This is a genomic window from Elusimicrobiota bacterium (assembly GCA_016182905.1).
GTDB lineage: Bacteria > Elusimicrobiota > Elusimicrobia > UBA1565 > UBA9628 > GWA2-66-18.
The window spans coordinates 20,142-43,563 of the sequence record JACPFR010000049.1; the positions used below are offsets into that span (position 1 = coordinate 20,142).

The 23,422-nt window shown below is 70.2% G+C and carries 17 protein-coding genes; 13 read left to right on the top strand and 4 right to left on the bottom strand.

Annotated elements, in window-relative coordinates; translation table 11 throughout:
• Nucleotides 1-6: 6 nt before the first annotated feature.
• The 3 genes from HYV14_14740 to HYV14_14750 form a co-directional block, all read right to left on the bottom strand.
• Nucleotides 7-498 carry a hypothetical protein gene (locus tag HYV14_14740; GenBank protein ID MBI2387247.1) on the bottom strand — a complete coding sequence of 164 codons (492 nt, stop codon included), beginning with the start codon at nt 496-498 and terminating at the stop codon, nt 7-9.
• Nucleotides 499-572: 74 nt separating this feature from the next.
• Nucleotides 573-2,108 (bottom strand): hypothetical protein, encoded by a 1,536-nt coding sequence (locus tag HYV14_14745; GenBank protein ID MBI2387248.1) that lies wholly within the window; start codon nt 2,106-2,108, stop codon nt 573-575.
• Nucleotides 2,109-2,125: 17 nt separating this feature from the next.
• Nucleotides 2,126-2,326 (bottom strand): 50S ribosomal protein L28, encoded by a 201-nt coding sequence (locus tag HYV14_14750; protein ID MBI2387249.1) that lies wholly within the window; start codon nt 2,324-2,326, stop codon nt 2,126-2,128.
• A gap of 40 nt (nt 2,327-2,366) precedes the next feature.
• Here HYV14_14750 and recG point away from each other — a divergent pair, with 40 nt between their 5' ends.
• The 8 genes from recG (at nt 2,367) to HYV14_14790 (ending at nt 13,626) form a co-directional block, all read left to right on the top strand.
• Nucleotides 2,367-4,457: an ATP-dependent DNA helicase RecG gene (gene recG / locus HYV14_14755; GenBank protein ID MBI2387250.1), complete on the top strand. Its 2,091-nt coding sequence runs from the start codon at nt 2,367-2,369 to the stop codon at nt 4,455-4,457.
• 88 nt (nt 4,458-4,545) lie between these two features.
• On the top strand, nt 4,546-5,058 hold the full coding sequence (locus HYV14_14760) for a VOC family protein (GenBank protein ID MBI2387251.1): 513 nt from the start codon (nt 4,546-4,548) through the stop codon (nt 5,056-5,058).
• A 74-nt stretch (nt 5,059-5,132) separates the two neighbouring features.
• Nucleotides 5,133-5,426: a hypothetical protein gene (locus tag HYV14_14765; protein MBI2387252.1), complete on the top strand. Its 294-nt coding sequence runs from the start codon at nt 5,133-5,135 to the stop codon at nt 5,424-5,426.
• A gap of 70 nt (nt 5,427-5,496) precedes the next feature.
• Nucleotides 5,497-7,413: a phosphatidylserine/phosphatidylglycerophosphate/cardiolipin synthase family protein gene (locus HYV14_14770; GenBank protein MBI2387253.1), complete on the top strand. Its 1,917-nt coding sequence runs from the start codon at nt 5,497-5,499 to the stop codon at nt 7,411-7,413.
• A 98-nt stretch (nt 7,414-7,511) separates the two neighbouring features.
• Nucleotides 7,512-8,384, top strand: a complete 873-nt coding sequence (locus tag HYV14_14775; protein ID MBI2387254.1) for a hypothetical protein — start codon at nt 7,512-7,514, stop codon at nt 8,382-8,384.
• A gap of 239 nt (nt 8,385-8,623) precedes the next feature.
• Nucleotides 8,624-12,064, top strand: a complete 3,441-nt coding sequence (gene metH / locus HYV14_14780) for a methionine synthase (protein ID MBI2387255.1) — start codon at nt 8,624-8,626, stop codon at nt 12,062-12,064.
• Nucleotides 12,061-13,113 (top strand): hypothetical protein, encoded by a 1,053-nt coding sequence (locus HYV14_14785; GenBank protein MBI2387256.1) that lies wholly within the window; start codon nt 12,061-12,063, stop codon nt 13,111-13,113. The genes metH and HYV14_14785 overlap by 4 nt, the downstream gene beginning before the upstream one ends.
• 33 nt (nt 13,114-13,146) lie before the next feature.
• The gene (locus HYV14_14790; GenBank protein MBI2387257.1) at nt 13,147-13,626 is read left to right on the top strand and encodes a hypothetical protein; all 480 of its coding nucleotides are present in this window, start codon (nt 13,147-13,149) and stop codon (nt 13,624-13,626) included.
• Here the strand turns inward: HYV14_14790 and HYV14_14795 are convergent.
• The gene (locus HYV14_14795) at nt 13,623-18,899 is read right to left on the bottom strand and encodes a hypothetical protein (protein MBI2387258.1); all 5,277 of its coding nucleotides are present in this window, start codon (nt 18,897-18,899) and stop codon (nt 13,623-13,625) included. The two genes, HYV14_14790 and HYV14_14795, sit on opposite strands and share 4 nt — an antisense overlap.
• A gap of 79 nt (nt 18,900-18,978) precedes the next feature.
• Between HYV14_14795 and coaD the strand changes: the two genes are divergently transcribed.
• The 5 genes from coaD to HYV14_14820 all read left to right on the top strand — a co-directional run.
• A complete protein-coding gene (gene coaD, locus HYV14_14800; GenBank protein MBI2387259.1) occupies nt 18,979-19,473 on the top strand; it encodes a pantetheine-phosphate adenylyltransferase in 495 nt (164 codons plus the stop codon).
• A gap of 10 nt (nt 19,474-19,483) precedes the next feature.
• The gene (locus HYV14_14805; protein MBI2387260.1) at nt 19,484-20,293 is read left to right on the top strand and encodes a protease complex subunit PrcB family protein; all 810 of its coding nucleotides are present in this window, start codon (nt 19,484-19,486) and stop codon (nt 20,291-20,293) included.
• 76 nt (nt 20,294-20,369) lie between these two features.
• A complete protein-coding gene (locus HYV14_14810) occupies nt 20,370-21,665 on the top strand; it encodes a zinc carboxypeptidase (protein MBI2387261.1) in 1,296 nt (431 codons plus the stop codon).
• Nucleotides 21,662-22,477 (top strand): hypothetical protein, encoded by an 816-nt coding sequence (locus tag HYV14_14815; protein MBI2387262.1) that lies wholly within the window; start codon nt 21,662-21,664, stop codon nt 22,475-22,477. Before HYV14_14810 ends, HYV14_14815 begins: the two co-directional genes overlap by 4 nt.
• Nucleotides 22,478-22,567: 90 nt before the next feature.
• Nucleotides 22,568-23,422 (top strand): hypothetical protein (locus HYV14_14820; GenBank protein ID MBI2387263.1); only part of this gene is annotated, 855 nt, incomplete at its 3' end.

A 23,422-nucleotide genomic window follows, 5' to 3' on the forward strand; every position in this document is an offset into this window, starting at 1 on the left:
AGGCGCCTACCATTCGTCCCCGTCGCCGGTCATGCGGGACAGACGGGTCTCGACCGCCTTCTCGCGCGAGGATTTCTTCTTCGCGATCTTCGCCTTCAGTTCGGCGACGTGCTTCTCCATCCTGGCGAGCATGGACGTCTCCAGGGAGAGCTTCGCGTCGAACAGCTCGCCGAGCGTCTTGCGCAGCTCGGTCTTCGCGACCGCTTTTTCCGCGTCCGTCCCGTCCCGCCAGTCTATCGAGAGCTCGCGCGCCTTGTTCTCGAGATCGCGCATCTTGTCGAGCTTCGCCTTCATCTCGGGGTCGCGCTCATGCCTTTCGCGCGGCCCGCCCTCATGCCTCTCGCGCGGGGCGCCTTCGCGCTCGTCATGATGCGCGCGCTTGCGGACCTCGATCGTCTGCTCGTCGCGGTCGCCATCGTCCTCCGCGCGGATCGCGGGCGAAAGCGCCGCCCAAACGACGGCCAGAGCGGCCGCCAACGCCAATCGGGAAAGTTTCATGCCGGGATGCCTCCTGATAAGACGTCTAAGAGTACCCCCGAAACGACCGGGCGTCAATGGCCGTTACGTCACAATCAGCGGGGAGCGGCGAGGCCGTGGCGCGCCTTTTCGGCCGCGACGGCGGCGGCCGGGGCCTCGCCCCGGGCCAGGGCGTCGGAGAGGGCCTCTTCGTCCCCCGGGCGGAGCCAACGGTACTCGTTGGCCGCCAGCCACGCGGCCGGAGCCTTCGCCCGGTCGACGAAGAGGAGGGCCTGGGCGTCCCACCAGACCAGCGCCCAGCGCTCGCGCGGCAGCAAGGTCAGGTACCAGGGCCGCCGCATCTCGCGGCGCGTCCCGTCGGGGTAGAGCCGCACGCCCGTGAAGCGGTCCGGGAAATTGCGCACGAGCAGGGCCTCGAGCCCCCGGCGCTCGGCGAACTCCGCCATGCGGCCCGGGCCGGTCAGCGCGTCCTGCAGCTCGCCGAGCTGGCCGTGGAAGAGATAGCGCCCGTCGCCGAACACCTTCCCCCCCGGGCCGAGGCGCCAGCCCAGATAGCCGCCCCATTCGTACATGTTGAACAGGCGCAGGCCGCCGAGGGCCGCGCGCTCGGAGGCGACGAAGTCGACGGCGCGGCGGGCGACGAACAGGTCCTGATACGGCCGGCCCCACTCGACGACGCGCAGGGACGCCGCGAACAGGACGGAGAGGACGGCGAGGGACGCGGCCGGCGGGAGCGCGGCGGCGATCAGCGGGACGGCGGCGGCGGGATAGTACACGCTGAAGCGGGAGGAGTACAGCGACGCCGCCCCGAGGGCCAGCGCGGTGCAGGCCAGGACCGGCTCGGTCCGCCGCGCGCGCCACGCCGCCCAGGCCCCGGCGGCGACCGTCGCGCCGAAGGGCCAATGGAACCGGTAGCGCAGCGAGAACGGGCCCCACTCGGCCACGCCGGCGCGCACGGGATCGAGGAGGTGCGTCGCGAACACCGCGAGCAGGGACAGGCCGTACGGGTTGAGCAGCACGCCGAGCGCGGCGCCGCACGCCTCCGCGCCGAGGCCGGCCGGGCGCTCCTTGCGGAACAGGCGCCGGGCCAGCGCCCACGCCGGATACAGCGCGAGGCCGAGGGCGAAGCCCGCGTGCAGGTTCGCCCAGAGCGCGAACGCGGCGAACCCGGCGAGGAAGGACGCCTTGCCCGAGGCGAGACGCCGCAGCTGCCAGGCGAAGAGGCCGGCGGAGATCAGGTCGGCGCGCAGGTCGGCCTTGGGAAGGATCGCTGCGGCCCAGACCGCCGCGCCCAACGCGCGCTCGAGAGCCGAGGCCTTACGGTCGCGCAGCAGCCCGTCGACGGGCAGGAACGCGAGGACGAGGAGCAGCGCCTTCGCCGTCCACAGGCCCCAGTCGCCGAGGAGGCCGAAGGGATAGAGCAGGAGCTGGAAGCCCCACTCGAAGTCGATCCAGGGCGCGCCCTCGCGCGTGAAGCTGAAGGGATCCGCGACGGGCGCCGCGCCGTTCGCCCAGATCCAGCGTCCCGCGGACAGGTGCCACCAGACGTCGGGGCTCAGCACAGGGAGGCATAAAACAATCAGGGCCAGGGCGTAGGCCCAGGCCCTGATCGAGGACCCTTCCTTGTGCATGCGAACGAGGAAGGGTATTATCGAGTCGGGCGAACCGCGCGGCCCGACTTGATGCAGTCCGTGCACACGTAAACCGTCTGCGTCTTGCCCTCGATCGCGACCTTCTGCCTCTGAAGGTTCGGGCGGAAGATGCGGCGGGTGGCCTTATGCGAATGGCTGTAGCTGTTGCCGGACTTGGGACCTTTTCCGCAACCGGGAATCTGACATTTGAATGACATTGTGCAAGGATACTAGCAAACCTCGACGGGCCCTCGCAAGGTGAGCGATCAGGGTCTCGGCGCGCCCATCCAGTACCTGAAGGGGGTCGGCCCCCGTCGGGCGGTGCTCTTCGAGCACCTGGGCGTCAGGACCCTGGGCGACCTGCTCACCCATTATCCCCGCCTCTGGCAGGACCGGCACGAGACGCAGGACCTGAAGGCGCCCCAAGGCGGCCTCATCGTGCTCCGCGGCCGCGTCCTGCGCGCCTCCAGGCACGGCGCCGGCCCGACCTTGGGCATCTACCGGGCGACCTTGGCCACCGCGCACGGCAAGGTCGAGTGCCTGTGGTTCAAGCACCTCTCGCGCAGCTATGACGCCTTCGCGTCGCTGAAGGCCGAGGCGTCCGAAGGCGCCGACCTCTGGGTCATCGGCCGCGCCGAGCCGGACCTCACCGGTGTGCGCGAGATCCGCGTCGACGAGCACTACCCGCTGTCCGACGAGCGCTGGCGGATGCACGCGGGCCGCATCACGCCGATCTACGCGTTGACCGAGGGCCTGACGCAGCGCTTCGTGCGCGAGGCCGCGCACAAGGCCCTCGAGCTCTCCGCCGACTCCGCGCGCGACGTCGTGCCCGCGGAGCTGACGGCCAAGCGCCAGCTGCTCGCCGCCTCGCAGGCCCTGCGCGGCATCCACTTCCCGCGCTCGGAGGCCGAGCTCGAGGCCGCGCGCGCGCGCCTCGCCTACGAGGAGCTCCTGCTGCTCGAGCTGGCCTGGATCCTCAAGCGCCGCCAGACGCGCGGCCTGCTCAAGCGGTTCTCCTACGAGGTCAAGCGGACCTTGCTGACGCCCTTCCGCGAGAAGGCGGGCTTCGAGTTCACGCGCGCCCAGAAGCGGGTCATCAACGAGATCTTCGATGACATGCGCAAGCCCTATCCGATGACGCGCCTGCTGCAGGGCGACGTCGGCTCGGGCAAGACGGTCGTCGCGCTGTCCGCCCTCCTTCTGGCCGTGGAGAACGGGGGCCAGGGCGCGCTGATGGCTCCCACGGAGATCCTCGCCGACCAGCACCGCGCCACCCTCGACCGGTTTTTGAAAGGCCTTCCGGTGAAAGTCGCGTCCTTGACCTCGCGGGTTCCCAAAAAAGAGCGCGAGAAGATATTGAAGGCGGTACAGGCGGGGGAGATCGACATACTCGTCGGCACCCACGCCCTGCTCGAGAGCGGCATCCAGTTCCCGAAGCTGCGCCTGGCCGTCATCGACGAGCAGCATCGTTTCGGAGTGCGCCAGCGCACGACCTTGCGCCAAAAAGGGAACCTGATCGATCTTCTCGTCATGACCGCGACGCCGATCCCGCGCACCTTGGCGCTGTCGCTCTACGGCGACCTCGAGGCCTCGACGATCGACGAGATGCCGCCGGGGCGCACCCCGATCAAGACCTTCTTCTCGCCGGAAGACGAGGCCTTCGAGGCCGTCCGCCGCGAGATCAAGGCGGGACGCCAGGCCTACGTGGTCTACCCGATCATCGAAGAGTCGGCGAACCAGGACCTGCAGTCGGCGAAGGCGGAATACGAACGGATCAAAACGACGATTTTTCCGGCGACGGAAGTGGGACTCATCCACGGCGCCTTATCGGGAAAGGCGAAAAGCGCGGTTATGAAGGATTTCTCCGCGGGAAAGACGAAGATACTCGTCGCGACCCAGGTCATCGAGGTCGGCATCGACGTGCCCAACGCGACGGTCATGGTCATCCAGAACGCCGACCGCTTCGGCCTGGCGAGCCTGCACCAGCTGCGCGGCCGCATCGGCCGCGGCGGCGCCGAGTCCTACTGCCACCTCGTCGGCGACCCGCGCACCGAGCACGCCCGCGCGCGCCTCGACATCATGACCGCCACCTCCGACGGGTTCAAGATCGGCGAGGAGGACCTCAAGCTGCGCGGGCCGGGCGAGCTGCTCGGCACCGCGCAGAGCGGCGAGCTCGCCCTCGCGGTCGCCGACCTGTTCAAGGACGCGGCGCTGCTCGCCTTCGCCCGCGCCGACGCCGACGAGGTGCTCCAGGCCGACCCCCGCCTGCAGGCCGCGGGCCACCGCGCCGTCCGCGAGCGCCTCATCGCCCTGTACCAGAGCCGCTGGAACTGGATCGACCTCGCCTAGCCGTCGCGATTCCTTGACGCGCCCTCCATGGCCGCAGGGCTCCGGTTCGGATAACCTGTCCCCGTCGCGCATCCCAGGAGGTCAATCGATGTCCAAGCACGCCCCCGCAGCCCCGCAGACTCCCAAGCACATCCCCGCCGGCTACAACACTCTCACGACCGCTCTCGTGTTCAAGGACGCGAGGAAGGCGATCGCGTTCTACAAGAAGGCGTTCGGCGCGCAGGAAAGGACCGTGCTCGACGGCCCGGACGGGACGGTCCTGCACGCCGAGCTCAAGATCGGCGATTCCGTCTTCATGCTCGGCGAGGAGAACCCCGCCTGGCCCGAGCACAAGTCCGCCGAATCGGGCGGCAACGCGGGCTGCTTCTCCCTGAACCTCTACGTCCCGAACACGGACGCCGCGTTCAAACAGGCCGTCGCCGCCGGCGCGACCGCCGTCGAGCCGCCGAAGGACGCGTTCTGGGGCGACCGCTACGGCCGCGTCGTCGACCCGTTCGGCTACACTTGGGGGATCCTCACGCACGTCAAGGACGTCCCTCCCGAGCAGATGCAGAAGGCCGCCCTGGAGTTCGCCGACCGGGCCCTCGCCGGCAAGGATTAGGGCGCGTTCACCGCAAGTTGGGTGGAAAACCTCCGTCGTTCCTGATACATCCTCAGGGACGACGGAGGTTGACCATGAACATACGATCGATGGTCGCGGCGGGCCTCGCGCTGATCGCCGTCTCCCCCCGGCTGATGCCGGCCGCGGAGGATGCCCTGAAGAAGAGCGCGCGCGCCGAGAAGAAAGCGGAGAAGGAGGCGTCCCGCCTGGAGCGGAAGTGCGCGCACGAGGAAGAGAAGGACCGCAAGCATCCGCGCCGCGACAACAAGTGGGACGAGCTCTGCGCGCCTCCACCTCCCCCTCCTCCCCCGGTGGTCGTGGAGCCCGAGCCCGCGCCGCCGCCCCAGCAGCCCGTGCCGCCGATGTAGGCTGAAAGGACCCCTGTTTTAGGGCCGAAAGACTCACGCCGCGCGGTCTCGATCCGAGTAGACTCTGCACATGAGAGACCGCGCGGCTTTGCTGACGGCGCTCCTCGTCCTGGGGCCCTCCGCCGCCCGGGCCGGCGTCGTCGCCGGCCTGAGGACGCTCCCCGGCGCGCCCGTCCCCGTGCTCACGCTCTCCGCGCCGCTCGTCCGGCCGACGGTCCTGCCCGTCGGATTGATGCCGTCGCTCGCCCCGGCCCTCGCCGTCCCGAGCCCGCTGCTCGCCGCGCCCGCGCTCGCGATGCCGGCGGTCCCCGTCGCCGCCGCTCCCGTCCCAGCGAGCGCCGTCCGCTCGCTGAACGCGATGGGGGAGGCACTCCCCGCGCTCCGGGCGCCCGCGCTCACCGAGATGTCCCTGCGCGTCTCGGCCGGGGCGGCCTTCGACGGCGCGGCCCCCGTCCCGGGCGCCGTCGACCCGGCGCCTGCCCCCGCGGTCGACGCCTTCGTCCGCGAGCTGCTCGTCGTGCTGATTAAGGCCGGCGGCGACCCGACGAAGGCCGAAAAAGAACTCATCGACGTCCTCGCCCGGGCCCACGCGGCGGGTCAGCTCGGCCCGGTCCTGCAGGCGCTCGTCGCCGACCCGCGCGTGATCCCGCACCTGCCGCCGATGCCGGCGGAGAAGCGCGCGCTGTACGCGGCCCAGTTCGCCTTCATGGTCGGCGCCGAGCTCGAGGGCGCGGGCCGCATCCCCGGCACCAAGCCCTTCGAGTCCTGGGACGACATGTCCCGGCGCCAGTCGGCCCGGATCTCCGGGAGCGCCTTCGCCCCGCGCGGCCCCGGCGAGGCGTCCCTGTTCTCGGAGCCCGGTTTCGTGAAGGAGTACGAGGCCCTGACCGGCGCCGCGTTCGCCGGCGGCAACTCGGCCGTGCCGCTCATCGACGGCCCCGCCTCCTTCAAGGTCCGCTTCGGCCTGATGCGCAAGGCGAAGAAGAGCATCCACATCCAAAGCTGGGCCTTCTACGACGACGCCACCGGCAACGCCGCCGCCGATCTGCTCATCGCGAAGAAGAAGGAAGGCCTCGACGTGAAGATCATGGTCGACGGCAAGACCACCGCCGCCCACGGCGCCGCCGTGCTGGCGCGCATGGCCGCGGCGGGCATCGAGATCGTGCTCTTCAACGACGCGGCCCGCAAGTACGACGGCCTTCACACGAAGATCCTGCTGGTCGACGGCGTGCACGCGATCGTCGGCGGCATGAACTTCGGCGACGACTACTCGCACATGGGCGCCGGCAAGAAGTGGCGCGACACCGACCTGTACTACCGCGGCCGCGTCGTCGGCCAGACCGCGCGCTTCATGGCCGCCCTGTGGAACGCGCAGGTCGCCGCGCAGGGCCTGCCGCACGGCTTGATGACCCCGCAGGCCGTCCGCCCCGCCTCCGGCAAGGCGCGAATGTCCTTCCTCGCCGACGACCCCGAGGGCGAGGCGACCATCATGCTCGCCTACCTGAAGGCCATCTCGGGCGCCTCCCGCGTCATCAACATCGAGAACGCCTATCTGATCACGATGCCCCAGCTGCGCGAGGCCCTGCTGGGGGCGCTGCGCCGCGGCGTGAAGGTCAACATCCTGACCAACTCCGCGGAGAGCATCGACGAGCCGATCGTCATCGCCCCCATCCTCGCGAGCCTGCCCGAGTTGACCGCCGCGGGCGCCGCGGTCGGCCTCAAGCGCGGCGACACCGTGCACAGCAAGTTCATGACCGTCGACGGCCTGTTCTCCATCGTCGGCTCCTTCAACCTGCACCCGCGCAGCATCCGCTACGAGTTCGAGCTGATCGTCGGCGCCCTCGACGCGCGCGTCGCGGCCCGCCTCGACGCCGCCTTCGCCGCCGACATGGCCGCCGCCCTGCCCGTGACCGACCCCGCCGCGCTGGCGATCCCCGATTCCCCCCTGAACCGGATCGTGCGGCGCTACCTGTACAACCAGCTGTAGAACGGCGGTTCAACCACAAAGACACGAAGAGTATTCGTCCTCTTCGTGACTTCGTGTCTTTGTGGTTCAATCCGTTCCCGTCTGTTATACTCATCCTCGTGCTCCGTCTTTTTTTCCTGCTTCTTCTTCCCGCGCCCGTCTTCGCGCTCGACATCGAGCGCGAGGAGTACGCGATCGTCGGCTGGAACAACGCCTGCTCGGTGGCGGTCGAGCGCTACGCCTATCCCGTCCTCGGCCAGGCCATCCACGGCGAGCCGATCACCTCGCGCATCGGGACCCTGGCCATCGTCACCTCCCGGCCCGTCGTCGAGACGCGCTGGGTGTACGAGGCCGACGGCGCCAACACCCACGACAAGATCGCCATCGCCGCCTTCCGCCGGAAGCTGCGCAAGGCCGGCTTCGACCGCCGCGGCTTCGACGAGACCATCCGCGACGCCGTGACGGTCGAGTCGCCGGGCTCGGCCGAGGTGATCCTGTCCACGGCCATCCTCGAGGCGCGCCCCGACTTCTGGCCCGACACGAACGAATGGCGCCTGGGGCACGCCCACTACAACCCCCTGGGCACCTGCGCGCTCCTCGTCTACGAGAAGATCGGCGAGCGGGACCGCTACAAGTTCATCCTGACGCGCATCTACAACGCGAACGCCCGCCCCGAGCGCGGCCGGGCCCACACCACGAACGGGCGCCTGCTGTTCAACTCCGGAGACCTGGCCGGCGCGCTGGCCGAGAGCGAGATCGGCGCCCGGACCGCCCCCGAGGTGGGGGGCACCCGCTACCAGCACGCCGCGATGCTGGCGCTCAACGGACGCCTCGACGACTCGATGCGCGAGCTGCTCGCCGCGGCCAAGCTCGACGACCGCTTCGCCGCCAAGGCCGCCAAGGACGAGGATTTCGACTCCCTGCGCAACCGCCAGGATTTCCAGGAGCTCATCCTCAAGCGGGAGCGCCCGCCCGACCCAGGCGCCCCCTGACGCCCTCTGGCGCCGGGGGCCCCGAAGCGCTATAATGACTTCGTCGCAGGCGAGGATTTGTGCCCGATTGCCCCGTGCCTCAACGGGAGCTAAAAAGGCCCCAGAAAACCACGCTCGCGGCGTGGTTTTTCGATTTAAGAGGGACATTGAGCCAGGGACGACACCTTTTCACCGATCGCGGCCGCGAGGACGAGCTCCGGGAGCTCCTCCACCGCCGCCTGCTCGTGCTCGACGGCGCCATGGGCACCATGCTCCAGGCCCGCGACCTCAAGGCCGCCGACTTCGGCGGCGAGGCCCTCGAGGGCTGCAACGAGAACCTGGTCCTCACCCGCCCCGACGTGATCCAGTCCGTCCACGAGGCGTACTTCGCCGCCGGCGCGGACGTCATCGAGACCAACACCTTCGGCTCGATCAGGCACGTGCTGGCTGAATACGGCCTGCAGGACAAGGCCCGCGAGATCAACAAGAAGGCCTGCGAGCTCGGCCGCGCGGCCGCCGCGAAGCACGCGACGAAGGACAAGCCCCGCTTCGTCGCCGGCTCGCTCGGCCCCGGCACCAAGTCGATCTCGGTCACCGGCGGCATCACCTACGACGAGGTCCTCGCCGGCTACCGCGAGGCGGCGGCGGGCCTGCTCGAGGGCGGCGCCGACCTGATCCTGCTCGAGACCCAGCAGGACACGATCAACATCAAGGCCTCGATCAACGGCGTGCAAACGGCTTTCCGCGACGCCGATCGCTCGATCCCGGTCATCCTCTCCGTCTCCATCGAGACGATGGGCACGATGCTGGGCGGCCAGGACATCGCCGCCTTGGCCGACGCCGTCTCCCACTTCGACCTCCTCGCCATCGGCATGAACTGCGCCACCGGCCCGGACTTCATGACCGATCATCTTCGCACGCTGTCTTCCCTCACGCGGGCTTTCACGATCTGTTACCCGAACGCCGGCCTGCCCGACGAGAACGGTGTTTACAACGAGAGCCCCGCGATGGTCGCCAAGAAGGTCGCGCGCTTCGCCGACGAGGGCTGGGTCAACCTGGTCGGCGGCTGCTGCGGCACGACGCCGGAGCACATCCGCCTGATGGCCGAGGCCGTCGCGGGCAAGCCGCCCCGCCGCGCTCACAAGCCCCGGCGCTCCTCGGTGTCCGGCATGGAGTCGCTCTCCCTCGACGAGGACCGCCGCCCGCTGATCGTCGGCGAGCGCACCAACGTCATCGGGTCGCGCAAGTTCAAGGAGCTGATCGTGTCCGGCGACCTCGAGTCCGCCGCCGAGCTCGCCCGCCATCAGGTCCGCGCCGGCGCCCACGTCATCGACGTCTGCCTGGCCAACCCCGACCGCGACGAGAAGGACGACCTGATCGCGTTCTTCGAGAAGGCGGTCAAGAAGGTGAAGGTCCCCTTCATGATCGACTCGACCGACGCCAAGGTCATGGAGGAGGCCCTCAAGCGCGCGCCCGGCAAGTGCATCCTCAACTCGATCAACCTCGAGGACGGCGAGGAGCGCTTCGAGGCCGTCATCCCCCTCGTCCACCGGTTCGGCGCCGCCCTCGTCGTGGGCACCATCGACGAGGACAAGGTCATGGGCATGGGCCTGACGCGGGAGCGCAAGCTCGCCATCGCCAAGCGCTCGTTCGACCTTCTCACCACGAAGTACGGGATCGCGCCCGAGGACATCATCTTCGACCCCCTCGTCTTCCCCGCCGGCACCGGCGACAAGAACTACTGGGGCTCCGCGGTCGAGACGATCGAGGGCATCAAGCTGATCAAGGCGGCCATGCCGCGATGCAAGACCGTCTTGGGCATCTCCAACGTGTCCTTCGGTCTTCCGGCCGCCGGCCGCGAGGTCCTCAATTCCGTTTTCCTGCATCACTGCGTCGAGGCGGGTCTCGACCTCGCCATCGTCAACGCCGAGAAGCTCGCCCGGTACTCCCAGATCCCTGACGTCGAGAAGAAGCTCGCCTGGGACGTGTTGTCCTGGACCGGCCCCGGCGACCCCAAGCATCCCGCCGGCTTCGACGCCGTCGCGGCCTTCTCCGAGCATTTTCGCCTGATCAAGACCGTCGAGAAGAGCCCCTCGCAGCGCCTCCTGCTCCCCATCGGCGAGCGCGTGCCGAAGAACGTCGTCGAGGGCTCCCAGGAGGGACTGAAGGCCGACCTCGACGAGCTGCTCAAGACGCTGAAGCCCCTCGAGATCATCAACGGCCCGCTGATGAAGGGCATGGACGAGGTCGGCCGCCTGTTCGGCGCCAACACGATGATCGTCGCCGAGGTCCTGCAGTCGGCCGAGGTGATGAAGGCCGCCGTCGCCCACCTCGAGCCGCACATGACCGTCGCCGATTCCGCCACGCGCGCGACCATCCTGCTCGCCACCGTGAAGGGCGACGTGCACGACATCGGCAAGAACCTCGTGCACATCATTCTTAAGAACAACGGGTATAAGGTCGTGGATCTGGGCATCAAGGTCGCCCCCGAGCAGCTGCTCGAAGCCGTGAAGAAACATTCACCCGACGCCATCGGCCTCTCCGGTCTTCTCGTCAAGTCCGCGCAGATGATGGTCGTCACCGCCGACGACCTGACGGCGGCCGGGATACGCCTTCCCATCCTCGTCGGCGGCGCGGCGCTCTCCCCGCGCTTCGCGGCCAAGCGCATCGCGCCCTCTTACGACGGCCCCGTTTTCTACGCCAAGGACGCGATGACGGGTCTCTCGCTCGCCAACGACTACTTCGGCGAAAAGAAAGAGGCGCTTCTCGCCAAGAACAAGGAGATCCAGGAATACCTGCGCGCCGAGACGATCGCCCCCGCCGCCGCCGAGGTCGCGGGCCCCGCGGCGCCCAGGATCGAGATCGTCCACGAGACGCCGCCCGTCCCGCCCGACCTCAAGCTCCACGCGCTCTCCGACTTCCCCGTCGACGAGATATTCCGATACATCAATCCGATCATGCTGTACGGCAAGCATCTCGGCCTGCGCGGGAACCTCGAGCAGCACCTCAAGGACAAGAACCCGAAGGCCGTCGAGCTTCATAAAAGAGTCCAGGCGCTGCAGGACGAGATCATGGCCAGGGGCCTCATCAAGCCCAGGGCCGTGTTCAAGTTCTTCGCCGTCGAGGCCGCGGGCGACCGCATGAACCTCTTCGAATCGCCTTCGGCGATTTCTCCTTTAGACGGCTTCGACTTCCCGCGCCAGCCCGCCGGCGACCGCCTGTGCCTGGCCGACTTCATCAAGCCCGCGGGCGGCGACGGGCGAGACTACGCGGCGATGTTCGTCGTCACCTGCGGCGCCGGCATCCGCGAGCTGTCCGACAAATACCGGGACGAGGGCGAGTACCTCAAGAGCCACGCCCTGCAGTCGATCGCCATCGAGGCCGCCGAGGGCTTCGCCGAGCTGCTCCACGAGCGGATCCGCCGCATGTGGGGCATCGGCGATCCCGCCGGCCAGAGCATCCGCGAGAAGTTCCAGGGCAAGTACCGCGGCATCCGCGTCAGCTTCGGCTACCCCGCCTGCCCGAACCTCGAGGACCAGGCCATCCTCTTCAAGCTCCTCGACCCCGAGACCAACTGCGGGGTCCAGCTCACCGAGGGCTTCATGATGGAGCCCGAGGCCACCGTCTCCGCCCTCGTCTTCCACCACCCGAAGGCGCGCTACTTCTCCGTCGGCCAAAGCGAGGCCGCCGCCGCCTCATGATCGCGGCGCTCGGGCTCGCGCTCGCGCTGAATGCCTCCGCCCGGACGCCGCAAGCCGTCGTCGCCCGGACCATGGCCCGCGCCGAGAAGCTGGTCGCGGCGCAGAAGGGAAAAGACGCCTGGGAGCGGCGCGACCTGGATCGTCAGGCCGAAGACCTCTACAAGGACATCAAGCCGCTGGGCTGGAAAGCGGCGCCCGCCTTGGCCGCCGCCGTCGCCGACCTCAAGCGCCCGGCTAAGGTACGCCTGTTCGCCGTCTCCTTCCTCGCGTTGATCCGAGATCCCGCCGCCTTCCCTCCGCTCGAGGACATCCTCCTGAACCCGGAGCAGGACCTGACGGTGCGCGCGCTCGCCGCGCAAAGCCTCCCCGGCCAGGGCGCGCCGGACGCCGCCGTGAGCAGGACGCTGTGCGCGGCGCTCGCGCAGAAGGAGCTGCCGCGCGAGGTGCTCGACGACGTCTTGATGTCGCTCGGCCGCTACGGCTGCCGCGAGCCCGCGGCGCTCGTTCGCCTGGCGCGCTCGTCCGGCCCGCGCCCCGGCCCGAAGGACCTCCCCGTGGTCGCCGCCGCGCTCGGCGCGCTGGGCCGCTCCCGCGGCGCCGTCTCCGGCCTGGCCTTGCTCGAACTCATCAGCTGGTTCCCCGCCCGCGGCGACGCGCGCGCCGCCGCGATCAAGGCGCTCGACGCGCGCCGCGCGGAGGTCGCCGACTGGCTCGCCCCCGAGACCTTGCCCGTCGTCGCCGAGGCCCTGCGCTCCGAGAGCGAGCGCTGGGACACGATGATCCCCCTCGTCCGCCTCGCCGCGGTCCTCGGCCCCGACGCCGGGCCGGCGCTGGCGCGCCTGTCGGATCATCCCGACGCCGAGGTGCTGGCCGCGGCCGCCGAGGCGATGGTCCTCTTCAAGCGCGTCGAGGCGATCCCCGCGCTCGAGGCCGTGATCGCGGGCGCGCTGCGCGACCCGCGGTTCTCCCCCAAAGAGGGACGCCCCGACCCCGCGGTCTCGCTGGCTCGGATCGAGAAGGCCGTCGACGCCCTGCGCCGCGCGCGCTGACTGTTTCCGGAAACAGTTCGCTATACTTTTCCCGTGCCCGACTACTTCCCCCTCGTCAAAGGCGCCGTGCGCGAGTACGCGACGGAGAACTCCTCCGGAGCCGGCACCTACGTCGTCGAGGTCCTCGACGTCGAGACCAAAGGCGGCGTCACGACCGCCAAGGTCCGCCGCACCGTCAAGCTCCCCAAGGAGCCGGAGGTCGTCGCCGAGGTGACCGTGACCTGCGACGCCGCCGGCGTGCGCGCGGGGACGGACATCGAGTTCAACGCCCCGGTCAAGGTCGGCACCGAGTGGGTCAGCTCTCCGCGCCGGAACTGGATCGAGTCGCTCGACGCGGCCGTCGAGACGCCGGCCGGGAAGTTCACGGGCTGCCTGCGCGTGGCCTACCTCATCGCCGAGGGCGACGGCGGCTCCGGCGAGCGCTTCTACGCGCCGGGCGTGGGGCTCGTGAAGGTCGTCGACAACGACGAAGGCGAGCCGCTGAGCTTCTCGCTCGTCAAGAAGACGCCCTAGGGCTTCGCCGGCTCCTTCGCCGCGCCCGCGGGTATGCGCTCCACGAAGGCGTCGAGCGCGTCGCCGATCTCCGTCGCCGCGGCCAGGTACGCGGCCTCGTCGCCGCCGTAGGGGTCGGCGATGTCGCCGCCGCGCTGGGCGTATTCCGCGAGCGAGAACACCTTGCCCTTGGCCTCGGGATGGCGGGCGAGAACCGCCTGCGCCTGCGCGGCGGTCATGGTGAGGATGAGGTTGGTCCCGGCGACGTCGGCGGCGGTCAGCGTCTGGGCGCGGTGGCCGGAGGCGTCCACGCCTTGCGCTTCGAGCGTGGCCTGCGCCTTGGCGTTCATGCCCTCGCCGGCCGCGGCGACCGAGAGGCCGCGGGAGACGACCTCGATGTCGGGGCGCCCGCGGCGGGAGAGCTTCTCGCGCGCCAGGTGCGCGGCCATCGGCGAGCGGCAGGTGTTGCCGGTGCAGACGAACATCAGGCGCTTGGGCTTGGGCGCCTGCGCCGGCTTCATCTCCGAGCCCTGCGGCGGCGCGGGCACGGGCGCCTGCTTCTCCGCGCCGTTGCTCGTCACCGAGCGCGACTGCAGGATGTAGAGCCTGTTGTCCTCGTCGAAGCCGAACTCGATGTCGAGGGCGTAGCCGAAGTGGCGCTCGAGCGCCACCGACACGTCGGAGAGCAGCTTGAGCTTCTCCGGAGTCATCGAGCGGCGGCGGCGCCACTCGGGGGGCATCTTCTCCTCGGCGGTGCCCTTGCCGGTCTTGCCGCGCACGACCGCGAGCTTCTTGTCGGCGACCATCGGGGGCAGGATCTCGAGGCCGGTCTTCTTGGAGAGAACGTACTGGTCGGGCGCCACGCGGCCGGAGACGACGCCCTCGCCCAGGCCGAAGGCGCCGTTGACGATGACGCGCCCCGAGCTGCCGGAGACCGGGTCCTGCGTGAAGGCCACGCCGGAGACGACGGAGTCGACCATCGCCTGGACGACGACCGCCTGGGCGAGGTTGGCCGTCGACAGCCCGCGCGTCTCGCGGTAGAGCAGGGCGCGGGGGTTCCACAGGGAGGCCCACACGTCCTTGACGTGCTCGAGCAGCTCGGCGGGATCGACGTAGAGGTGCGTGTCGCCGGCGCCGGCGAAGGCGGCCTCGGCGCCGTCCTCGTCGACGGCCGAGGAGCGCACGGCGAGGAAGACCTTGCCCAGGCGCTGGGCGGCGAGGCCCTCGAGGATCTCCTTGCCCACGCCGGACTGGGCGGAGAGCGACGCGCCGAGGATGAGCCTGCGCGCCCGCTCCGAGCGCTGCTCGGGCGTCAGGCGCGCGTCGGAGCCCAGGGCCTCGAGGCGCTCGGCGATGCCGGATTCCTTTAGGAAGCGGCGGTAGGCGTGGACGGTGAGCGCGATGCCGGGCGGGACCTCGCCGCCGGCGGCGCGCACGACGGAGGCGATCTCGCCGAGCTTGGCCGCCTTGCCGCCGACCCAGGGCACGTCGACGTCGAGGATGGCGGCCAGCGGAAGCACGGCGGGAGCGGAGGACTCCATGTCGGCGCGGCGCGAGGCCTCCAGGCGCCTGGCCTGGTCCTCCCATTTGCGGATCATGTCGGGGCTCATGCCGCGGCGGCGGGCCTTGGCGATGGCGGACTTGATGCGCGGCAGGGCCTCGACGGTGGCGGCCGGGAACAGGCGCGCGTGGGTCTGCAGCTCGCTCATCTCCTCGGCGAGCAGGCGCTCGTGGCGCTCCTTGGCCTCCCCCTTCAACCCGGCGAGCGCGATCTCGTGGGCGGCGAGCTCGGACTTCGGGCGGCCGAGCTCGACGGCGACGGCGCGCAGGCCGCGCGCGCGGGCCTCGGCCTCGCGCCAGACGCGCTCGACGGACTCGGTGGACAGCGACTCGGCGACGATCTCGCGGCGCTCCTTGAGGTCCGCGCCGGCGTCGGCGAGCTCGGCGGAGAAGCGCGCCTCGAGCGTGGCCTGCGCGAGCCTGCCGACGACGTCCTCCGGGCCGGGGATGACGGACAGCGCGTGGGCCAGCGCCTTGACCGCGCGCGGGTCGACGAGCGCGCGGGAGAACAGGCCGGAGAGGACCTCGCGGATCAGGACCGCCTTCTGCTCGTGCTGCAGGGCCTGCGCGGCCTGGCGGTGGCGCAGCCACTGCGCCAGCGGAGCGGAGTCCCCCGAGGCGTCGAAGCGCTCGAGGACGCCGGCGGCGTCGAGCAGGGCGGCGCTGGCCCCCGGCGGGAACACCTCGACGACGCCGGTCGCGGGGTCCAGGCGCACCACCTCGCCCTCGAGCAGGGCGACGGCGGGCGCGGGCCTGGCCGGACGGGCGATCAGCTCGCCGGCGCGGACCGGGGCGCCGAGGTCGAAGGTGCTCAAGGACGCCGCGCCGTCCTTCCAATCGACGCCGGGCAGGATCGCGGCCGGTATGCCCATCTCGCGCGTCGTGATCGCGGCGTGGCTGAGCAGGCCGCCCGAGGTCGTGATCACCGCCTTCGAGGCGCGGATCGCGTCGAGGTCGTCGGGCGTGGTGTAGGGGGCCACGAAGATGAAGCCGCCCGCGGCCGCCTTCGCCTTGTCGTAGGTCACGCGCGCGAGCAAGGTCCGCCCGTGACCCGGGCTCGCCGCCATGCCCTGGAAGCTGCGTCCGAAGGTCGAGCGCGAAGGCGCCGGCGCGCGCAGCAGCCGCAGGAAATGACCGGTGCCGGGAGGGCTGTCGGAAGGCTTGAACTTCGCGACGGGATGGCCCTGGGCCCGGAGCGCGTCGAACAGGGCGTCGGGCGTGACGCCGCGCGGCCGCTCTCCCGGCTCGAGCGTGTGCACCTCGGCGCGCGCCAGGCCGATCTGGCCGCCCTTCGGGTCGCGCAGGGCGTACACCGTCACCCAGCCGTTCGGGTCGAGGCGGCGCTGGGCCCGCTCGACCGTCAGCGCGCCGAGCGAGCCGATCGTCTCGTATTGAAACAGCGACGGGTCGAGCGAGGAGACGACCTCCGCCATGCGCGCCCCGGCGACGCCGCCGGCGTCGAAATCGTCGGCGAGCCGGCCGAGGGGGTCGTACCCGGAGTTGCGCACGAGGCGCCCGTCGACGCCCAGGCGCAGCTGTCCCCGGGCGATGGCGGCCTCGATGGGCTCGTTGACGAAGCGGTCGATCGTGCGCTGGCCGAGGCGCTCCTCGGCGGGTATGGCCGGCAGCCCCAGGGCCGCGAGGTTCTTGTCGAGCGCGGCGCGCAGGATCGCGCGCGGGCGCTTCTCGGTCTCGTACTTCTTCCAGCCCTCGACCATCGCGTTGTGGTCGTCGTGCACGTAGAACGGCAGGGTCCCTTCGCCGAGCACCGTGTCCACCCAGTCGTCGATGCGCGCGCCGACCTCCTCGCTCGTCTTGGCGCCCTGCACGAGCATCGGCAGGGCGAAGTCCACGCCGACCGTCGCGTGCAGGGCCTGCACGACGAGGGCGAAGGTGTCGGTCATCTCGTCGACGGTCTGCGAGGCGTGGTCCTTGTCGATCACCGCGGTCAGGAAGCCGTTCTTCTGGTCGACATGGAAGCCGGCTTTATGAAGCAGCCTCCCGACGTAATAGAGCCGGGTCTGGTTGTCGTAGCCGGTGCCCCACTCCTGGTAGCGCACGCGGATCATGCCGCCCTCGTCGGGCTGCAGGAAGCTCGCGTAGATCTCGGCGGAGTGCGCGCCGAGCTTGAAGTGGCCCCAGAACTGGTGGTCCTGCATGATCAGCGAGCCCTTCGGCGTGTCCTTGGAGCGCGTCATCGCCGCGAGCAGGGCCTTGAAGCCGGGCGAGACGACGCGGCCGTCCTTGACCAGCGGGTGCTCGGAGAGGTCGACGAGGGAGACGGACTTCTCGTCGGCCCACGAGCCCAGGCGCACGGTCAGGTTCGCCGGCGAGGCGGTGTTGGACTTGCCGACGGCCTCGAGCGCCTGCTGGTGGAGGTAGTTGAGGTACTTGTGCAGCGCGCGCTTGTCGATCGGCATCACCAGCGCGACCGCGGCGGGCGGCAGGAGGTCGGAATCGGAGAGGCCGCGCACCGCCGCCTCGATCTGGGCGCCGAGGCGCCGGACCTCGAGCTTGACGCCGAGGGCGTCCGCGGCGCGCGCGTCGTCGCCCTCGCCGAGCGCCGCGTAGGCCTCGGCCATCGCCGTCACGTGCGCGTGCACCGCGCGCGCGGTCTTGACCGTCATCTTCGACGAGCTCTGCGCGATCAGCTCGAGCGCGGCGAAGTTCGCCTCGATGAGGGAGTTGAAGCTCGCGAAGCGCGCGCGCAGGGCCTTGGTCTCCTCCGCGTCCTGCCCGCGCTCGAGGCGGACGCTGACCGCCTCGTCGGCGGACTTCGTCACCGTCAGCCCCGCGGCGGCGGGCGGGGCGTACAGCATCCGGTAGCCGAGGGCCTCGAAGCGCGCGCCGCGCCCGGTGCGGACGAGGAGCTTGTCGCCGGGCAAGGTCTTGAGCCAGGGCGCCGTCTTCGGCGGCAGGACCGTGAGCGTAGCCGCCTCGGGCTCCGGCTCGCTCTTGACGAACGCCGACTTGACGTCCCCCCACGCCTCGGACGCCGCCTCGGCGACCGAGCCCCAGGCGCCTTTGAGCCAGTTCTTCGCCGTCCCGCCTTTCGGAGCGGGCGGCGCCATCTTGAAGGCGGCCTTCGCCGCGCCCTTTTCCGCCGGAGCCAGGCCCGAGGGCTTCCCCGAGGCCGCGGGAGCGGCCGCGGCGAGCATCCCGGCCGCCTCGCCGCCGGCCTCGTCCTCGGCGCCGTCGTAGAGTCTCTTGAGGTCGGCGGCCGACGCCTTCGCCCCGCCGACGAGCTTCCCCTCGAGCTCGCCGGCCGACGCGGGAGAGTGGGCGGGGGAGTCGATCGCCGGCGGCAGGGGCTTGGCGACGAACGTCTTCATCGGGGTCGCGGCCTTGGCGGGCGCCGCCTGCGGCGCGAGCGAGGCGGCGGGGTCGTCGGGGTCGGCCCACGACGCCGGCTTGGACGGGTCGTGGCCGATATAACCCGCCGGAGGATTGAGCTCGCTCGGCTTGGCCGCCGCGGCCGCGGGCGCGGCCAACGGCGCGGCCAGAGGCGCGGGCGCCGCGGCGCCGAGCGTGGGCGCGAGGCCGAGGCCCAAGGCCGGCACGGCCGACACGCCGCCGGGGCCCGCCGCGGGGCCGCCGACGGTGCCGGCCTGGCCGCCTTGGCCCGTGCCGGTATTGCCCGATTTGGGCAGATTGACGTCCACCGCGAGCGCGGGACGCGCCAGCAGGGCGGATAAGAGGAAGGCCAGGGCTCCCCGGAGGGGTTTCGGGGCCATGCCCCGAGTGTAGCCCCCCTTTTTCCTCCGCGCCAGGGGGTACGTTGACAGGGGGGCCCCGGGCCGTTATACTGCCGGGATGAGCCGAATCGCGGTCTATCCCGGAAGTTTCGATCCCCTCACGCGCGGGCATCTCGACATCATCCAGCGCGCCTCCAAGATATTCGACCACGTCATCGTCGCCGTGTCGAACAACGCGTCCAAGCGGAACACGTTCTCCGTCTCCGAGCGCATCGAGATGGTCGAGGAGTCCATCCGCAACCTCCCCAACGTGGACTGCGACACCATCTCGGGACTGCTCGTCGACTACATGAAGCACAAGAAGGCGCGCGTCCTCATCCGCGGCCTGCGCGTCGTCTCCGACATGGACTACGAGTTCCAGCTCGCCTCCTTCAACCGCCGCCTCAACAAGGACGTCGAGACCGTCTTCCTGATGCCCGACGACCAGTACACCTACCTGGCCTCCTCGATGGTGCGCGAGATCGCGCGCCTGGGCGCCGGCACCGAGCAATTCGTCCCGTCCTTCGTGGCGCGGCGGCGCAAGCTGAAATTTGGCGGCCCCAAGGTCAAATAGCCTCCTGACGTTGGCCGCGGCGCTGCTGCTCGGCGCCGCGTGCAAGCGCGCGCCCGCCCCGGCCCCCGCCGAGACGCCGGACCTCGCCCCGCCCGAGCCGTCCTCGTCGCTGATCGCGACCCCGCTCGACTCGGCCACGACCGGCTTCACCAACGAGATGCAGGCCGCCAACCTGACCCGGGAGACCTCCGACCTGGGCATCCAGCACATCAGCAAGCACATCGAGGAGGGCCAAGGAGAGGCGGAGCGCCGCGGCCCCCCGCCGCCGCTGTCCGAGGTGGAGAAGAAGGAGCGCATGGCCCAGCTCAAGGAGATGCGCGAGGAGTTCACGCGCATGCGCCGCGGCATCGACGCCCAGCGCGACAAGACCGTGGCCCTGCCCGGCTCGACGGCCGCCATCATCAAGGGCCGCGAGTCCGGCGGCATCCTCGGCGCCGTCGAGGACGGCCCCGGGGTGTGGAGCGGCGCCTACGGCGGGGCCGTCGAGACCGGCGAGCGCGTCGTCGAGAACGCCGCGGCCTGGGCCGAGCTGTGGGGGCGCCTCTCGCGCGAGACCCCGCCGGACGTCGATTTCTCGAAGACCCGCGTCGCGGCCGTGTTCGTCGGCCCGCGCCCGACCTCGGGCTACCGCGCCAAGCTGATCGGCATCGAGGTCGAGGCGACGCGCTACCTCGTCCGTTGGTACGAGGAAGGCCCCGGCCAGGGCGAGACCGTCGCGGACGGGGCCACGGCCCCCTTCCTGCTCGTCTCGGTGCCGAAGGACGACAAGGCCATCCGCTGGGATAAGAAGCGCCGGGCCGAAGGGCCCAAAAGAAACTAGGCCTTTAGTCCTTTTTTAGCTTGACTCGCTTTCCGGGCCGCGCTTATAATGGGGGCTGTCCCGATTGGAGCCCCCGATGAGAACACTCGCCGCCATGCTCGTGCTGTGCGCCGGAAGCGCCCTCGCCCTGCCCGACCCGTTCGACGGGAAAGGCGCCAAGGCGCCGACCGTCGTGACGGTCAAGGCTCCCGCCTCCGCCATCGGAGAGGCCGACTCCCGCGTCTGGGTCGAGCTCGAGGCCCCGGGCAAGGCCGAGCGTCAGGCCGCGGTCGACGCCGGCGTCAGCGTCGAGGAGATCAAGCCCGGCTCGGCCGCCGGCTTCGCCACGCCCAAGGCCCTCGAGCGCGCCAAGGCCGCCGGCCTCAAGGTCCGCACGACGGTCACGCTGCGCCAGCGCTTCGGCGCCCTCGACTTCCCCGAGAAGGACGCGGTCTACCACAACTATAAGGAACTCGAGGCGGACATGCGCTCGCTGGCCGCGCGCGCGCCGGACGTGGCCTCGGTGATCTCGATCGGCAAGTCCACCCGCGGCCGCGACCTGTGGGCCGTGCGCCTGACCAAGGGCGCCACGGGGACGCAGCGCAGCAAGAAGCCCGGCATCGTCTTCATGGGCACGCACCACGCGCGCGAGCACCTCTCGACCGAGGTCCCTCTCCTGATCGCCAAGCACCTCGTCGACAACCGCGCCGACGCGGAGATCGCGCGCCTGCTCGACACCCGCGACGTCTACTTCATCCCCATGGTCAACCCCGACGGCGTCGAGTACGACATCGAGGGCGGCAAGTACCACATGCACCGCAAGAACATGGCGAAGAACGCCGACGGCTCGACCGGCGTGGACCTCAACCGCAACTACGCCTGGGGCTGGGGCGGCGGCGGGGCCTCCCCGAACCCCGACGACGACACATACCGCGGCCCGTCCGCGTTCTCGGAGCCCGAGAGCAGGGCCGTGAAGGCGTTCGTCGAGGCCCGCCCGAACCTCAAGGTCATGCTGTCCTACCACACCTTCTCCGAGCTGATCCTCTACCCATGGGGCGGCTCCGACGAGCAGATCCCCGATAAGAAGGCGCTGGCGGCGTTCAAGAACATGGCCGGCGAGATGGCCAAGATGACCGGCTACACCCCCGAGCAGTCGAGCGACCTGTACGTCGCGACTGGGGATACTTGCGATTGGGCCTGGGGCGAGAAGGGTATCTTCGCCTTCACCTTCGAGCTGACGCCGAAGTCCATGTGGGACGGCGGCTTCTACCCCGGCGCGGGCGTCGTGCAGCGGGTGCTCCAGGCGAACATCCGCCCCGCCCTCTACCTCATCGACCTGTCCGACGATCCTTATCGCGCCGCCAAGGACGCGGCGGGGATCACCGCCCGATGAAGACCCTTCACGCGCTCCTCGCGGCGGCGGTCCTGGCGTCCCCGGCCTCGGCGCGGTCGCTCGAGGCCCTGCGATTCTCGGCCGACACCGCGCTCATCCAGGCTTTCCCGGAGGCCATCAACCCCGACCTTCAGGAGCCGCTCGAGCCGGTCCTGCAGCAGCCGCTGCAGCCCATGCTCCTCGCCCCCTCGCGCGCTCCCGGCGCCGTCGTGGGCGCGGTCACCCTGTCCAAGCTGAAGTCCGCCAACCGCCGCGTCGTCGCGCGCCAGTTCGGCGCGCGCACGCTCGACCTCGGCATCGCCTCCGACGCCTCGTTCGCGAACAAGCACTTCACCTTCTCGGACGCGAAGGCGACCTCGCTCGCCCCGCTGGGCGACATGAACCGCCTGCGCGGCGAGGGGATCAACGCGCGCGTCGACGCCAAGACCGTGTACAACTTCAAGGTCATCGTGAACATCTTCAGCCCCGTGCGCGGCAGCACGCTGAAGATGACCCCGGTCCAGGGCACCGCCGGCCCCGCCCACGACATGAAGACCGGCGCCCTGCTCGACGCGATCAAGGCCAAATCCTTCGTCTTCAAGGCCAAGGGGGTCGAGCTCTTGCTCTCCTACGACGCCGACGTCCTCCCCGACGGCTCCGGCTTCGCGAACACGAACAGCTTCCTGTTCACCAAGGAGGACGGCCTCTCCTCGAAGGCCTGGCCCCTCAACGAGTCCAAGCTCCCCCTCGACACGCCCGCGGCCGTCGATCTCGGCGGCCTCAAGCTGACCTTGACCCGCACCTCCGCCGGCGAGCTCGTCATCCGCGAATAACGACCGGTGTCAGGCCTGTCGATGTTGCATAACTTTATGCAACATCGACAGGCCTGACACCATTTTCCATTTTTGTATCATCAAGCCACTATGAAACAGCTCCTACTGCTCGTCGTCCTGTCGTCCGTCGCGTCGGCGGCCGCGCCGTTCGTGCCCGCCCCGACCTTGCGCTACGCGCCGCAGCCGCAGGAGCTGCTGGACGACTGCCGCGGGGCCAAGAAGCGCGCCGAGTCGGCGCTCGAGGCCGTCGCGCGCATGCCCGCGAGCGTCCGCACGTTCGACAACACTCCCTGGGCCCTCGACCAGATCGGCGCGGACCTGTCCGACCAGACCGCGTCCGACACCTTCCTCAAGTACGTCTCGGTCTCCTCGGCGACGCGCGAGGCGGGCAACGAGTGCGAGACTCTGCTCGGACAATTCTCCGTCGACATGTACTCCCGCGAGGACCTATACCGAGCCCTGAAGGAGTACGCGGGCAAGGGCGAGACCCTGACCGGCGAGTCCAAGCGCCTCGTCGACAAGGAGCTGCTCGACTTCAAGCGCTCCGGCCTCGAGCTGCCGAAGGAGAAGCGCCAGGAGGTCGTCGACCTGCGCAAGAAGCTCGTCGAGCTCGAGGCGACGTTCGGCAAGAACATCAACGAGTACAAGGACTTCGCCTTGTTCGACCTGTCCGAGCTCGACGGCCTGCCCGAGGACTTCGTCGCGCGCCTCGAGAAGGTCGACGGCAAATACAAGGTGGGTCTCGACTACCCCGACTACTTCCCGTTCATGGAGAACTCCACGAACCCGGCCGCGCGCCGCGTCATGGAGGGCAAGTTCAACGACCGCGCCACGCGCCAGAACCTGCCGGTGCTCAAGGAGGTCCTCGCCCTGCGCCTGAAGGCCGCGCGCCTGCTCGGCTACCCGACCCACGCGAGCTTCGTCCTCGAGGACCGCATGGCGAAG